Below are 13897 nucleotides of genomic sequence, written 5' to 3' on the forward strand. Positions count from 1 at the left end.
GACGACCTCGCCCAACTCGACGACAGCCTCGCCCAATCCGAGGATGCCCCGTAGTCGCCCCATCCCCGCCACCTCCCCCCCCGCCGACCCCCCCTCAATACGGCGAACTTGAGAAGTCTTTACCGTGAACCACTAGCATCGCGCCGGTAATCGAAGCCGGAGCGAGGCGAGGGGGCGGGGTATGTCCGAGTTGAGGGTCGCCGTCGCCGTGGTGACCATGGGCAACCGTCCCGCCGAGGTCGACGCGCTGCTGGAGTCCGTGGCCAAGCAGGACCTCGCCCCCGACCGGATCGTCGTCGTCGGCAACGGCAGCCCGCTGCCCGAGTTCGCCGAACGGCTCGCGCTGCCGGGCGAGTTCACGGCGATCGAGCTGGACGAGAACCTCGGCTGCCCGGGCGGGCGCAACGCCGCCCTGGAGCGGCTGCTGGCGTTCGGGGACGTCGATGTCGTCGTCGAGCTGGACGACGACGGGCTCCTCGTCGACGCCGATGTCCTGCGCCGCGTGCGGGACCTGTACGCCGCCGACGACCGGCTCGGCATCGTCGGCTTCCGCATCGCCGACGAGCACGGCGAGACCCAGCAGCGGCACGTGCCGAGGGTCGGCAAGTCGGATCCGCTCAGGGGCGGTTACGTCACCGGCTTCCTCGGCGGCGGACACGCGCTGCGGACGGCGATGCTGACCCGGACCGGCAGCTGGCCGGCGGAGTTCTTCTTCGCCCATGAGGAGACCGATCTGGCCTGGCGGGCCGTCGACGCGGGCTGGCGCATTCTCTACGCTCCCGAACTCCTGCTCCAGCACCCGAAGACCTCGCCCGCGCGGCACGCCATCTACTACCGCGTGAACGCCCGCAACCGCGTCTGGCTGACCCGTCGTCGGCTGCCCCTGCCCCTCATCCCGGTGCACCTGGGCGTCTGGGTCCTGCTCACCCTCGCCCGCACCCGGTCGTTCGGCGGACTGCGCGCGTGGTTCGGCGGCTTCGTCGAAGGTGTGCGGGAACCGGCAGGTGAGCGGCGGCCCATGCGCTGGCGGACGGTGTGGCGGCTGTGCCGGCTGGGGCGGCCGCCGGTCATATGACCCGAGGGCCCGGGGGCCGGGGGGAGGAGGAGCGGGACGCGGGTCCCGGTCGTTCACCTCCGCCGACCGGGACCCGACTGAGTCCCCGGATCCGGCCACGGCGGCGACGCTCCCCCGAGCTGCGCGTCGTACGCGCGCACCGTCGGGCCGGACCCGATGTAGTGATCAGATTAAGCCATACCGACAGGTCGCTGACATCTCGTCGATTGTGTTCCGCGACACTCGACGGCAATGCCGAACGCCCCGCGCGGTCACCCGGGGAACTGGGACCTGGGACCCGGGACCTGACGCCAGGAACGTCCTCCACCACTCCGGTCACTTCGCGTCGGCGTAGCACTCCACCACCGCCGTGGTGAACGGAAACCGCACCGGCGTCTGGCCGAACGTCAGTCGTCCGGCCAGCTCCGCCGCCTCCCGGATCGCCGTCACCACCGTCTCGGCCTCCTCCTCGGGACAGTGCACGATCACCTCGTCGTGCTGGAAGAAGACCAGCTCCGCCGCCATCCCCGCGCAGGCCTGCCGCAGTGCGGCGAGCAGCAGGAGTGCCCAGTCGGCGGCGCTGCCCTGCACGACGAAGTTGCGCGCGAAGCGGCCCCGCGCGCGGGCGTTGGTGGAGGCGTAGCCCGGCACCCATTCCTGCGGCCCGGAGCCTTCGGCCGGCTCGCCCTCCGCGACCGGCACCGGAATGCCGGCCTCCTCGGCCGCGTCGTCCGTCGCCCCGGCCGCCGGCGGACAGGTCCGTCCCAGCCACGTCCGCACGAGCCGCCCCTCCTCGCCGGCCCGCGCCGCGTCGTCGACGTAGGCCACCGCCCTGGGGAAGCGGCGTCTGAGAGCGGCGAGGTTCTTGAGGCCGTCGCCGGAGGTCTGCCCGTAGACGGCGCCCAGTACGGCGAGTTTGGCCTGGCCGCGATCACCGGAGAAGGCGCGGTCGGACACCGACTGGTACAGGTCGGTCTCCCGCCCGGCCACCTCCATCAGCCCGGGATCACGGGAGATCGCGGCGAGCACGCGCGGCTCCATCTGGTCGGCGTCGGCCACCACGAGCCGCCAGCCCGGGTCCGCGACCACCGCACGCCGGATGACCTTGGGGATCTGCAACCCGCCCCCGCCGTTGGTCACCCATCGCCCGGTGACGGTCCCGCCGGCGAGGAACTCCGGCCGGAACCGCCCGTCACGCACCCAGTCCTGGAGCCAGGACCAGCCGTGGGCCACCCAGATCCGATACAGCTTCTTGTACTCGATCAGGGGCTTCACGGCCGGATGGTCGACGGTCTCGATCTCCCAGCGCCGGGTCGATCTGATCTTGATGCCGGCCTGTGCGAAGGCCTTGATCACATCGGCCGGCAGGTCGGGCCGCACCCGGCGTCCGAACGCCGCCGACACCTCGTCGGCCAGCTCGGCCAGCCGGCGTGGCTCCCCGCCGCCGGCATACCGCTCGCCCAGCAGCTCGTGCAGCACCGCACGGTGCACGTCGGCGCTCCACGGCAGCCCCGCCCGGTTCATCTCGGTGGCCACGAGCATCCCCGCCGACTCCGCCGCCGTCAGCAGCCTCATCCGCTCCGGTTGCCCGGTCCGGTCGTGGCGCCGCTGCTGCTCGGCGTAGACCTCGACGAGGTCGGTGAGCGGGACATGGACCGCCTGTGGCTCGAAGAGCGGGGACTGTGAGCCGGGTTCGGCCGCGCGCTGGGGCGGATCGGACGGTACGGCGCCGCCCCGCAGCCGGGCCAGCGCCGCCGCGGCCGATCTCGGTTCGCCGTAGCGCCCCTCGTGGCCGAGCAGGAGGGTCTCGGCGTCCTCGATGTCGTAGCACCGCTGCACTCGCACCCCCGTGGCGAGCAGCCGTGGATAGACCTCGGCGGTGGACCGCCACACCCAGCGCGCGACCTCCGGCCGCCCGCGCACGGCCGCGGCCGGATCCGGCTCCCGGCGCACCGGCCCGGCGAGCAGCCCGTCCGGGCCGAGGGGGGCGACCTCCACGCCGCCGTCCTCGGCCGGAGCGAGTGCCCACCGGTCGGTCATGCTGCGAGTGTGGCACCCGGGTCTGACAACGGCCCCAGCCCTGCCTTTCGCCCTACCCCTCGCCCTACCCTTCGCCCTGCTCCCGGGCCTGCTTGGTGGTCTCCTCGCCGCTCTTGAGGAACTGGGAGAGCAGCTCGACGATGTACTGCTCGACCTCCTGCTTGGTGAGGCCGAGGCCGGACAGGACGCCGGTGCCGTTCTCGAACTCCAGCAGGGCCAGCAGGATGTGCTCGGTGCCGATGTAGTTGTGCCCGAGGCGCAAGGCCTCGCGGAAGGTGAGCTCCAGGACCTTCTTGGCGTCGGAGCCGTAGGGGATGAGCTCGGGGACCTCGTCGGCTGCGGGCGCCAGCGCGGCGGTGGCGGCCTGGCGCACGGAGTCCAGCAGGACGCCCTTGGCCGTGATCGCCTTGGCGGCGATGCCGTCCGGCTCGGCCAGCAGACCGAGGACGAGGTGCTCGGGACGGCCCTCGGGGTTGCGGGCCGCGATGGCCTCGTTGTGCGCGGCGACGACCACATTGCGGGCACGCGGCGTGTAGCGGCCGAAGCCCTGCTGGGGGTCGAGGTCGGTGCCCTCCTTCGGCACGAACCGCTTCTGCGCGGCCTGCCGGGTGACGCCCATGCTCTTGCCGATGTCGGACCAGGAAGCGCCGGACCGCCGCGCCTGGTCCACGAAGTGACCGATCAGATGGTCGGCCACCTCGCCGAGGTGATCGGCGGCGATCACCGCGTCCTCGAGCTGTTCGAGGGGTTCCGGGTGGACCTTCTTGATGGCCGCGATGAGTTCGTCGAGACGTACGGATGACGTGATGGTGGTCGGGTTCGTCGACATGTGTCAACCGTAGGTTGACACGCCTGGGGTGTCAACCCGAGGTTGACATCGATCTTCGCCCGCCTGGCGCAACCGACTTACGATCCCTTGGTGAGTACGCCCAGCACCGTCGACCGCGCCTTCGAGGCGGCCCTCTACGACACCGAGCACAGCACCCTCGACACGGGCGCCTCCCTGCTCGCGGCCGACCGCGGGGCGGACCCCGAACTCGCCCGGCGCGGCGAGGAGTTCGTGGCGGCGGCCTGGCGGCGCGGCTGGCAGCCGGCGGATGTCGTACGGCTGGTGAGGCGCGAGCTGGACGACGTACACATACGACTGCTCGCGGCGCTGATCCGCGCACAGGTACCGCACGACCGCCCCCGCGGCCCCCGCTGGCAGGCGCAGCTCGACGACCTGCCCACCGAGGCCCCGGCCCGCGGCGACCGCTTCTCGCATGCCACCGCCGTCCTGGAGCTGTACCGCCTGCTGCTGCGCCTGCCCGCGCTGGAGCCCCTCGACGAGGCCCCCGGTACGGCCGGAAAGGCCGCCCGGCCCGAGTCCCGCATGCTCACCCGCATCCGCGCGCTGCTGGCGAAGGCGGAGGCGACCGGGTTCCCCGAGGAGGCGGAGGCGCTCAGCGCCAAGGCGCAGGAGCTGATGGCCCGGCACAGCATCGACGAGGCCCTGCTGGCGTCCCGCGCGCCCGACGCCAAGGACGCGCCCGGCGCCTGCCGGATCGGTGTGGAGCCGCCGTACGAGCAGGCGAAGGCCGTGCTGCTGGACGCGGTGGCGAGTGCCAATCACTGCCGTGCCGTGTGGAACGAGCCCTTCGCCTTCTCCACCGTCGTCGGCTTCGAGGCCGACCTGGAGGTGGTCGAACTCCTCTACACCTCGCTCCTCGTGCAGGCCCAGTCCGCGATGACGAGGGCGGAGGCGGCCCAGCGTGCGGGCGGCCGCAAGCGGACCAAGACCTTTCGGCAGTCGTTCCTGGTGGCCTACGCCCACCGCATCGGCACCCGACTGGACGCGGCGGCACGGACGCAGCTGACCGAGGACCTGCTCCCGGTCCTCGCCTCGCGCGAGGTGGCGGTGACCGGCCGCCTGGACCGGATGTTCCCCGAGACCACCACGACCCGCCTGCGCGGCGTCAGCGACGAGGCGGGCTGGGTGCAGGGCGCGGAGGCGGCCGACCGGGCACAGATGGCACCGCGCCGGCCGCTTCCCTGAACCGTCGGCCCGGCGTCAGGCGCCGGACTGCTGGAACCCGCTCACCGAGGCGTCCGGCGTCTTGCTGTCGCTCTTCAACGCGACGGCGCCGTACGACCACTTGAAGCTGTGCCCCTTGGTTGACCCGGGCAGCGTCACCTTCGCCTTCTGCGCGACGAGGCTCTTGCCGCCGCCCTCCTCGCCCCGCACGTAGGTGAGCGTGAAGGACGTGGAGGCACCCTTCGCGAGCTTGGTCTTCCCCGACGGGGCGGCCTGGTCGGGCGCGACGGCCGTCGAGGCGGCGCCCGCGTCCAACTCGACTGCGGGCAGGCCGTCCAGGGCGCATTCGGCGCCGCCGCGGTTGGTGACGGTGACGGGCACATTGCCGGTGTCCCCGGCGGCGGGGGCGGCGTTGGCCGGTCCGAACTCCACGGCCAGCTCGTCGACGCACGAGGCGGCGGCCTTGCGGTCCTGCTTGCTGTCCTTGTCCCCGCCGCTGGAGCAGGCGGTCAGGAGGAGGGCCGCGGAGAGGGCGGCGACGGTGAGGGAGGTGGCGCGCATGAGGTCCTTCGGGGAGTCACGTCGGTCATCGCGGGCAGTGACCGAATCAAACCTCACGATCCCAGACCGGCCGTGGGCAGCCCCGTAGGCAGCTTGCCGCCCTCCGCCTTGGTGTACGTCTCCGCGCCGAGGCCGTCCTTCCAGGTCACCTTCAGCGAGGTCTCGCCGACGGATTCGACCATCCCGATCGCCCGGTCCTTGCTGCCGTCGGTGCACTTCAGACGGATCATCTTCATCCCGCCCTCCTCACCGGCGGTCCCGCTGCACACGGTCCCGCCGGTCGCGAAGAGGCCGGCCTGCTTGCCGGTGACGACCAGCGCGACAGCCTTGCCGTCGGTCGTGGCGAGCCAGCTGCCCTCCAGCTCACCGGACGCGGAGGCAGACCCTCCGCCCGTGCCGCCGGTGTCGGCGCTCGCGGTCGCGGAGCCGCTGGGGCCGGCGTCGCCGTCGGAGTCGCCGTCACTGCTGCACGCGGTCAGTGCGAGCGCGCCCGCCAGCGTCGCGGCCAGGGCCGCGGCCCGCATCCGCCGGCCCGACATCGTGCGCGTGCGCGAGTAAGTCGCCGAGGTCACTGGAAGCTCCCAAGCTGTAGCGGTCGGCATACGGCCGTTTCGGCCGACGTGGCCGAAACGACCGCAGCAAGTTACCAGGGAGTCGTGTCCGGACCCCAGCATTCGCCCGGCCTACCAGGACGCCTTGCGCACCCCTGGCAGATATCCGGCGTGCGCCTGCCCCCGCAGGCTCACCCGGGACAGCCCGAAGGTGCGGAAGTAGCCGCGCGGCCGTCCGTCCACCTGGTCGCGGTTGCGAACGCGCGTCGCGGACGCGTCCCTCGGCTGGCGGCCCAACTCGCGCTGGGCGGCGAGCCGTTCGGCGTCCGTGGACGACGGCCGCCGGATGATCTCCTTCAGCTCGGCCCGCCGCTCGGCGTACCGCGCGACGACCTCCTGCCGCTGCCGGTTCTTCGCGATCTTGCTCTTCTTGGCCATCAGACCTTCACTCCCCGGGCGCGGATCCGCGCGACGGCCGCCTCGACACCGATGGCGTCGACCGTCTTGATCCCCTTGGTGCTCAGCCGCAGCCGCACGTGCCGGCCCTCGCCGGGCAGCCAGTACCGCTTGGTCTGGATGTTGGGGTCGAAGCGGCGGGGGGTCCGCCGATGGGAGTGGGAAATCTTGTTGCCGAAGCCGGGCCGGGCGCCGGTCAGCATGCAGTGGGCGGACATGGGTGACGAACCTCTCCTCGAGCGTTGCTGTTAATGGAATTCATTTTCAGTAAGATAGCAGCATGCCACGCAACGAACTCCGCCCGGTCATCAAGCTCCGGTCCACCGCCGGCACCGGCTTCACCTATGTGACCCGCAAGAACCGCCGCAACGACCCCGACCGCATGACCCTGCGCAAGTACGACCCGGTCGCGGGCCGCCACGTCGACTTCCGAGAGGAGCGCTGAAGACAGCCATGCGCAACGGAATCCACCCGGCCTACGGCCCCGTCGTCTTCCGCGACTGTGCCGCGAACCACGCCTTCCTCACCCGCTCGACGATGACCAGCCAGAAGACGATCGAGTGGGAGGACGGCAACACCTACCCCGTCGTCGACGTCGAGATCTCGAACGTCAGCCACCCCTTCTACACCGGCACGGCCCGCGTCCTGGACACCGCCGGCCGCGTGGAGCGCTTCGAGCGCCGGTACGGAAAGCAGGGCTGACGCGGTGCCCGAGCTCTCCGTCGTGATCGTCGGCGGGCTGCACGCCGACGCCCGCAAGGCGGCCGTGGCGCGGCTGCTCGCCGACGTCCCCGACAGCGTCGTTCTCCACCACGACCTGGCGACGGCCGTCGCCGGCACTGTCGTACGGACGGTCCGTGACGTCACCGGCCTCCTCGACGCCGGCGAGGCGCCCCTCGTCAACGACTGCGCCTGCTGCGCCCTGCGTGAGGACCTGGTGCCGGAGCTGCTGAGGATCCGGGACGCGGGCGGCACGCGCATGGCCGTCGTCGAACTGTGGGACTCGGTCGAGCCGAAGGCCATGGCCGAGGTGGTCGCGGCCGGCGGGCTCACGGTCACCGGTGTGCTCACCGCGGTCGACCCGGCGCTGGTCCTGCCGTATCTGGGCAACGGCGACGACCTGGCCGAGCGCGGCCTGGCCGCCGCGGCGACCGACCAGCGCACCGTCGCCGACACCTTCGCGCGCCAGCTGGAGTACGCGCCCGTCCTCGCCGTCGCCGACTCCCCGGACGCCGACGACGAGGACCGCGAGCTGCTCGCCCAGCTCCACCCGACGGCCCGCCAGATCCCGATCGGCCACGGTGACCCGGCGGGCGCGGAGCAGGACGACCTGACGGTGCCCGCCCCGCGGCGGCGCCCCGCGTCGCCCCTGGCCCGGGCGGCGCTGGGCGGCTTCGACATCGAGGCGGCCGCGGCCGCCCAGCATCCGGCGTGCGCCCTGCTCCCCGCCGAGGCCGATGCGCACGGCGTCGGCACCCTGGTCTGGCACCGCCGCCGTCCCTTCCACTCGGAGCGGCTGTACGAGGCCCTGGAGGACATCACCTGTGCGGCGGCCCGCAGCAGGGGCCGCTTCTGGCTCGCCGACAAGCCCGACGTGCTGCTGCACTGGGACGCGGCGGGCGGCGCCCTGTGCGTGGAGAGCGCCGGCCCCTGGCTCGCCTCGCTGCCCGACGCGGCCTGGGACATGGTCCCGCCGGTGCGCCGGGCCGCCGCCGCCCTTGACTGGCACCCCGAGCACGGCGACTGCTGCCAGCACCTGGTCTTCACCTCGCCCGGCCTGGACCGCGACGGCCTCGAACGGCTCCTCGAGTCCTGCCTGCTCACTGACGCCGAGTACGCCGCCGGCCGCACCGCCTGGAAGCGGCTTCCGCCCGCCTTCGACACCCTCCTGGAGGTCTGACCCCATGCCCCGCAAGCCCGAACGCAAGCCCGTCAAGAAGCCCAACCCCCTGGACCAGGCCGGCATCACCTACGTCGACTACAAGGACACCGACCTCCTGCGCCGGTTCATCTCCGACCGCGGCAAGATCCGCAGCCGCCGCGTCACCCGCGTGACGGTCCAGCAGCAGCGAAGGCTGGCGAAGGCCATCAAGAACGCGCGGGAGATGGCGCTGCTGCCCTACTCGCCCCGGTAGCCGTCTCCCGCCACCCTAATAGGTAGGAGATTCCCTACGTTTAACGCGTAGGGAATCTCCTACCTATTGTCGTTCCCATGAACATCACTCACGCCTCCTTCATCACGCTCCCCGTCGCGGACCAGGACCGCGCCCTGCGCTTCTACACGGAGGTCCTCGGCTTCGAGGTCACAGCCGATCTGGACATGCCGCAGGGGAGGTGGCTCCAGGTCGCGCCCAAGGGTGCGCAGACGGTCTTCACGCTCTCCGGCCCCGGGATGGGTGGCTTTGAGGCGGGCTCGACCCGGGGGATCATGTTGGTCACGACCGATGTCGACGCGGACTGTGCCTGGCTCGCGCAGGCGGGCGTCCCCGTGCAGGGGCCGGACGCCATGCCCTGGGGGCGGATGGCCGGCTTCCAGGACCCCGACGGCAACGGTCTGATGCTGCTGACGGAGGCCGCTCAGTAACGGAAAGGGCAGGGCATGACTGCGACCGGGGCCCGGGAGGCCATGGAGGACCGCGTCTTCGCAGCGCTCGCCAACGGCACCCGCCGCGAGGTGCTGCGGCTGCTGCGCGACGGTGGGCCCCAGCCGGTCCAGGTCCTGGCCGATCACTTCGACATGCGCCGCCCCAGCCTCTCGGAGCATCTGAAGGTGCTCCGGGACGCCGGCCTCGTCTCCGAGGAGCGCTCCGGCCGGCAGCGCATCTACCGGCTGGAGGCGGCCCCCCTCGCCGAGGTGCAGGACTGGCTCCATCCGTACGAGCGGTTCTGGCGCGACCGGATGAAGGGCCTCGGCGCGTTGCTCGACCGCATGCCCGACGATGAGCCGACATGAGCACCGAACCCGGCCCCCACCTCGGCCCCGAGCCCGACGACGACCTGACCGTCATCCGCGTGGACCAGTACTTCGCGCACCCGCCCGCCAAGGTCTGGCGTGCCCTGACCGAGCCCGAGTTGCTCGTGCAGTGGCAGATGCAGGGCGTCGAGGGCTTCCGGCTGGAGATCGGGCACCGGTACACGATGACCTCCGTGCCGCGGCCCAACACCGACTTCTCCGGCACCGTCGAGGTGGAGGTCCTGGCGTACGAGGCCGGGCGGATGCTGAGCCTGGGATGGAGTGACCCTTCTCCGGCCAACTCCGCCAAGTGGAGGGTTACTTGGCGTTTGGAACAAGAAGGGCGCGGAACGCGTCTGTTCCTAGTGCACGAGGGATTCGATCCGGACGACCCCGCTCAGCTCATGGCCAGGAAGATCATGGGCGGCGGCTGGCGGACGCATGTGATGCGATCGCTGGGGCAAACGCTGGAACGCATGTAGGCCCGCGTACGTCACAGGAGTAACCACAGGAACACCCCGCGTGCACGTGCATCTGCTCATGCAGTTGCACGTGAACAGAGCTATGATCCGGAAGCAGTTGACTTCCGCATCACTGCACCACCTCTTGCCTCAATGGCCTCGAGCCACCGCACCACCGGGGAGCGACCTGTGGACCACGACGTGTACAACGGCATGGCGGCCACGGAGCTGAACGGGGTTGCCTGGCAGAAGAGCCGGCACAGTAACTCGCAGGGTTCCTGCGTGGAGTTCGCGCGGCTGCCCGGCGGGGACGTGGCGGTGCGCAACTCGCGCTTCCCGGACGGCCCGGCGCTCGTCTACACCCGCGCCGAGATCGAGGCCATGCTCCTCGGCGTCAAGGACGGCGAGTTCGACCACCTGGTCGCGGGCTGACACACCCTCCCACTCGGGTGCACAACTGGGGGTAATCCTCGCCTATCGCTCGGTAACGCGCGTAGAACCGCGGCGCCATCGAGCGCCGCGGTTCATGAGTCCGCCGAACCACCTGTGGTCGCCTGCCCCGGCTGCAGCCGGAACAGCGCCCAGACCACCTTTCCGCTGAGCGCACCCGCCAGCGGTTGCCATCCCCAGCTGTCGCTGAAGGAGTCGACGAGGAAGAGACCGCGCCCGGACTCCGCGGAGAAGTCGTCGGAGTCGCGTGCCACCGGACTGTCGTGACTGGGGTCGCGTACCGCGCACACCAGCCGCTCCGTCCACCGCATCAGATGCAGCCGCACGGGCGGCGTCTGCTCCGGCGACCGCTGCGCACCGGCCGGCAGTGCGTGCCGCAGCGCGTTGGTCACCAGCTCGGACACCACGAGGCAGACGTCGTCGAAGCGATAGCCCAGGTCCCACTGGTCCATCGTGCGGCGGGTGAACTTCCGTGCCTCGCGCACCGCTTCGTAACGGGCGGGCAGAGCGCAGGAGGCGGCGCTGGAGACGGCTGCGGGATCCAGTGGCGGAAGGCCCTGCCGTAACGGCTCGAGCATGGTCGATCCATTCGTCCCCATGCGAGGCACTCCCGGGAGTTCGCGGTCGTTGCGATGCAGCGGTGGCGCGGGACCATGGTTTCCGATGCGAAGGGCAGATGCAAGGGCAGATGCACGTGCACGTGACCGAATTGGACGTTCCCGTACCGCTTGTTGGCCATTTTTTCCGCCAACTTCCTTCCCTCTCCTTGCGTTCCGATGTCTCCTTCCTGGGTGAAATCCTTGTCTTCTTTCCATCTCTGTAATCGGGCGAGTACTGCTCGAAGTGATTTAGTGGCAGACTGCGGGCCCTGAAGACGGTTGGGGAGGCTGGCGAACGTGAGCGCGGGAGAGCCCGGATCGGTGGTGCGGCGCATGCTGCTCGGCTCGCAACTGAGGCGACTTCGGGAGGCGCGCGGGATCACACGCGAGGCGGCGGGGTACTCGATCCGTGCGTCCGAGTCGAAGATCAGCCGCATGGAGTTGGGCCGGGTGAGCTTCAAGACGCGTGACGTCGAGGACCTGCTGACGCTGTACGGCATCACGGACGAACAGGAGCGCGGTTCGCTGCTGTCCCTCGCCCGCGAGGCCAACGTGGCCGGCTGGTGGCACAGTTACTCGGACGTCCTGCCCAGCTGGTTCCCCACGTATGTCGGACTGGAGGGCGCGGCCAGTCTCATCCGCGCCTACGAGGTGCAGTTCGTGCACGGCCTGCTGCAGACCGAGGCCTACGCCCGCGCGGTGGTCCGGCGCGGCATGAAGGGCGCGAGCGCCGCCGACATCGAAAAGCGCGTGGCGCTGCGCCTGGAGCGGCAGAAGTACCTCGCCGACGAGAACGGCCCCGAGTTCCACATCGTCCTGGACGAGGCCGCCCTGCGCCGCCCCTACGGCGACCGCGAGGTGATGCGCGGTCAGCTCCAGCACCTCATCGAGATCTCCCAGCGGCCCAACGTACGGCTCCAGATCATGCCGTTCGGCTTCGGCGGCCACTCCGGGGAGTCCGGCGCGTTCACCATCCTGAGCTTCCCCGAGTCCGACCTGTCGGACGTCGTCTACCTGGAGCAGCTCACCAGCGCGCTCTACCTCGACAAGCACGAGGACGTCGCCCAGTACGAGAAGGCGCTCAAGGAGCTCCAGCAGGACAGTCCGGGCCCGGACGAGAGCCGGGATCTTCTCCGGGGTCTCCTTCAACTCTCTTGAATCGCAAGTACGATGACGTGTGATCAGACCGTGAAGACGAGCGCGATGGCGGCCGTGCCGATCGCGGGTCTGCTAGGGATTGAGGGATCACATGTCGTCCTACTTCACCGACCTGGCTCAGCAGTACATCGACGGTGAGTGGCGCCCGGGCACCGGCTCCTGGGACATCATCGACTTCAACCCGTATGACGGCGAGAAGCTGGCGTCGATCACCATAGCCACGGTCGACGAGGTGGACGACGCCTACCAGGCGGCCGCGCGCGCCCAGAAGCAGTGGGCCACGACCAACCCCTATGCCCGCCGCGCCGTCTTCGAGAAGGCACTGCGCCTGATAGAGGACCGTGAGCAGGAGATCACCGAGGTGATCATCGCCGAGCTCGGCGGCACCCGGTTGAAGGCGGCGTTCGAGCTGCACCTCGCCAAGGAGTTCCTGCGCGAGGCGGTCCATCTGGCGCTGCGCCCCGAGGGCAAGATCATTCCGTCGCCGGTGGACGGCAAGGAGAACCGCGTCTACCGCGTGCCGGTCGGCGTCGTGGGCGTGATCAGCCCCTTCAACTTCCCCTTCCTGCTGTCGCTGAAGTCGGTCGCCCCGGCCCTCGCGCTCGGCAATGCCGTCGTTCTCAAGCCGCACCAGAACACGCCGATCTGCGGTGGCTCCCTGGTCGCGAAGATCCTTGAGGACGCGGGCCTGCCGGCCGGTCTGCTCAACGTCGTCATCACGGACATCGCCGAGATCGGTGACGCCTTCATCGAGCACCCGGTCCCGAAGGTCATCTCCTTCACCGGCTCCGACAAGGTCGGCCGCCACGTCGCCACCGTCTGCGCCTCACACTTCAAGCGCTCGGTCCTCGAACTCGGCGGCAACAGCGCGCTGGTGGTCCTGGACGACGCCGACATCGACTACGCCGTCGACGCGGCGGTCTTCAGCCGGTACGTCCACCAGGGCCAGGTCTGCATGGCCGCGAACCGCGTCCTCGTGGACCGCTCGGTCTCGGACGAGTTCACCGGGAAGTTCGTCGCCAAGGTGAAGTCGCTGAAGGCCGGCGACCCGCGCGACCCGGAGACCGTCATCGGCCCGGTCATCAACTCCTCCCAGGCGGAGGCCATTTCGGCCACCGTCGAGCAGGCCATCGCCGAGGGCGCCACGGCCCTGGTGCACGGCACGACGACGGACAACCTCGTCGAGCCCTCGGTCCTGACCGGCCTCCCGGCCGACTCGCCCCTGCTGAAGCAGGAGGTCTTCGGCCCGGTCGCCTTCCTCGCCACCTTCGACGGCGAGGAGGAGGCCGTACGCCTGGTCAACGACACCCCGTACGGCCTGAGCGGCGCCGTCCACACCGGGAACATCGAGCGCGGCGTCGCCTTCGCCAAGCAGATCGACACGGGCATGTTCCACGTGAACGACGGCACCGTCCACGACGAGCCGATCGTCCCCTTCGGCGGCGAGAAGCACTCCGGGCTCGGCCGTCTGAACGGCGAGACGATGCTGGACGCGTTCACGACGATGAAGTGGATCTCGGTGCAGCACGGCCGCAGCGGCTTCCCGTTCTGATCCGACATTCGGCGGCGCGTTCCGGGGCTGACCTCGGCCCCGGCCCGG

The 13897-nt window shown here is 70.6% G+C and carries 19 protein-coding genes; 12 read left to right on the forward strand and 7 right to left on the reverse strand.

All coding sequences use genetic code 11. From position 1 onward, the window contains the following. Positions 1-181: 181 nt before the first annotated feature. The gene (locus OG254_RS27615) at positions 182-1075 is read left to right on the forward strand and encodes a glycosyltransferase (RefSeq protein ID WP_351198916.1); all 894 of its coding nucleotides are present in this window, start codon (positions 182-184) and stop codon (positions 1073-1075) included. Positions 1076-1390: 315 nt separating this feature from the next. Here the strand turns inward: OG254_RS27615 and OG254_RS27620 are convergent, their stop codons facing one another. Beyond that, a complete protein-coding gene (locus OG254_RS27620) occupies positions 1391-3094 on the reverse strand; it encodes a bifunctional 3'-5' exonuclease/DNA polymerase (RefSeq protein ID WP_405586765.1) in 1704 nt (567 codons plus the stop codon). A 64-nt stretch (positions 3095-3158) separates the two neighbouring features. Beyond that, the gene (locus OG254_RS27625) at positions 3159-3923 is read right to left on the reverse strand and encodes a Clp protease N-terminal domain-containing protein (protein ID WP_351198920.1); all 765 of its coding nucleotides are present in this window, start codon (positions 3921-3923) and stop codon (positions 3159-3161) included. A 90-nt stretch (positions 3924-4013) separates the two neighbouring features. Between OG254_RS27625 and OG254_RS27630 the strand changes: the two genes are divergently transcribed. Next, complete coding sequence (locus tag OG254_RS27630) at positions 4014-5129, forward strand: DUF2786 domain-containing protein (protein WP_405586768.1); 1116 nt, start codon at positions 4014-4016, stop codon at positions 5127-5129. A gap of 15 nt (positions 5130-5144) precedes the next feature. Here the strand turns inward: OG254_RS27630 and OG254_RS27635 are convergent, their stop codons facing one another. The 4 genes from OG254_RS27635 to rpmB all read right to left on the reverse strand — a co-directional run bounded on the left by OG254_RS27635 (position 5145) and on the right by rpmB (position 6894). After that, on the reverse strand, positions 5145-5669 hold the full coding sequence (locus tag OG254_RS27635; RefSeq protein ID WP_405586771.1) for a DUF4232 domain-containing protein: 525 nt from the start codon (positions 5667-5669) through the stop codon (positions 5145-5147). Positions 5670-5722: 53 nt separating this feature from the next. After that, on the reverse strand, positions 5723-6241 hold the full coding sequence (locus OG254_RS27640; protein WP_405586773.1) for a hypothetical protein: 519 nt from the start codon (positions 6239-6241) through the stop codon (positions 5723-5725). Positions 6242-6352: 111 nt separating this feature from the next. Further along, positions 6353-6658 carry a 30S ribosomal protein S14 gene (gene rpsN, locus OG254_RS27645; protein WP_147994896.1) on the reverse strand — a complete coding sequence of 102 codons (306 nt, stop codon included), beginning with the start codon at positions 6656-6658 and terminating at the stop codon, positions 6353-6355. Continuing rightward, complete coding sequence (gene rpmB / locus OG254_RS27650) at positions 6658-6894, reverse strand: 50S ribosomal protein L28 (protein ID WP_405586776.1); 237 nt, start codon at positions 6892-6894, stop codon at positions 6658-6660. Before rpmB ends, rpsN begins: the two co-directional genes overlap by 1 nt. 62 nt (positions 6895-6956) lie before the next feature. On the opposite strand from rpmB, the gene rpmG reads away from it, so the two are divergent. The 8 genes from rpmG to OG254_RS27690 all read left to right on the forward strand — a co-directional run bounded on the left by rpmG (position 6957) and on the right by OG254_RS27690 (position 10522). Next, a complete protein-coding gene (rpmG, locus tag OG254_RS27655; protein WP_351198928.1) occupies positions 6957-7121 on the forward strand; it encodes a 50S ribosomal protein L33 in 165 nt (54 codons plus the stop codon). Positions 7122-7129: 8 nt separating this feature from the next. After that, on the forward strand, positions 7130-7378 hold the full coding sequence (locus OG254_RS27660; protein WP_405586779.1) for a type B 50S ribosomal protein L31: 249 nt from the start codon (positions 7130-7132) through the stop codon (positions 7376-7378). A gap of 4 nt (positions 7379-7382) precedes the next feature. Then, positions 7383-8576, forward strand: a complete 1194-nt coding sequence (locus OG254_RS27665; protein ID WP_405586782.1) for a CobW family GTP-binding protein — start codon at positions 7383-7385, stop codon at positions 8574-8576. A 4-nt stretch (positions 8577-8580) separates the two neighbouring features. Next, on the forward strand, positions 8581-8811 hold the full coding sequence (rpsR, locus tag OG254_RS27670) for a 30S ribosomal protein S18 (RefSeq protein ID WP_405586784.1): 231 nt from the start codon (positions 8581-8583) through the stop codon (positions 8809-8811). A gap of 77 nt (positions 8812-8888) precedes the next feature. Then, entirely contained in the window at positions 8889-9260 is a 372-nt protein-coding gene (locus OG254_RS27675) for a VOC family protein (protein WP_405586787.1), read from the forward strand. A 15-nt stretch (positions 9261-9275) separates the two neighbouring features. Next, on the forward strand, positions 9276-9629 hold the full coding sequence (locus tag OG254_RS27680; RefSeq protein WP_351198938.1) for a metalloregulator ArsR/SmtB family transcription factor: 354 nt from the start codon (positions 9276-9278) through the stop codon (positions 9627-9629). Continuing rightward, positions 9626-10111 carry an SRPBCC domain-containing protein gene (locus OG254_RS27685; protein ID WP_351198939.1) on the forward strand — a complete coding sequence of 162 codons (486 nt, stop codon included), beginning with the start codon at positions 9626-9628 and terminating at the stop codon, positions 10109-10111. The genes OG254_RS27680 and OG254_RS27685 overlap by 4 nt, the downstream gene beginning before the upstream one ends. 132 nt (positions 10112-10243) lie before the next feature. After that, on the forward strand, positions 10244-10522 hold the full coding sequence (locus tag OG254_RS27690; protein WP_351198941.1) for a DUF397 domain-containing protein: 279 nt from the start codon (positions 10244-10246) through the stop codon (positions 10520-10522). Between the two features lie 92 nt (positions 10523-10614). Here OG254_RS27690 and OG254_RS27695 read toward each other — a convergent pair whose 3' ends face one another. After that, on the reverse strand, positions 10615-11139 hold the full coding sequence (locus OG254_RS27695; protein ID WP_405586791.1) for an ATP-binding protein: 525 nt from the start codon (positions 11137-11139) through the stop codon (positions 10615-10617). A 333-nt stretch (positions 11140-11472) separates the two neighbouring features. Here OG254_RS27695 and OG254_RS27700 point away from each other — a divergent pair, with 333 nt between their 5' ends. Together OG254_RS27700 and OG254_RS27705 are read left to right on the forward strand one after the other, a co-directional pair. Then, positions 11473-12297 carry a helix-turn-helix transcriptional regulator gene (locus OG254_RS27700; RefSeq protein ID WP_351199017.1) on the forward strand — a complete coding sequence of 275 codons (825 nt, stop codon included), beginning with the start codon at positions 11473-11475 and terminating at the stop codon, positions 12295-12297. 91 nt (positions 12298-12388) lie between these two features. Next, the gene (locus OG254_RS27705) at positions 12389-13849 is read left to right on the forward strand and encodes an aldehyde dehydrogenase family protein (RefSeq protein ID WP_405586794.1); all 1461 of its coding nucleotides are present in this window, start codon (positions 12389-12391) and stop codon (positions 13847-13849) included. Positions 13850-13897 lie beyond the last annotated feature (48 nt).

It is taken from the genome of Streptomyces sp. NBC_01092 (assembly GCF_045039535.1).
Lineage (GTDB): Bacteria > Actinomycetota > Actinomycetes > Streptomycetales > Streptomycetaceae > Streptomyces.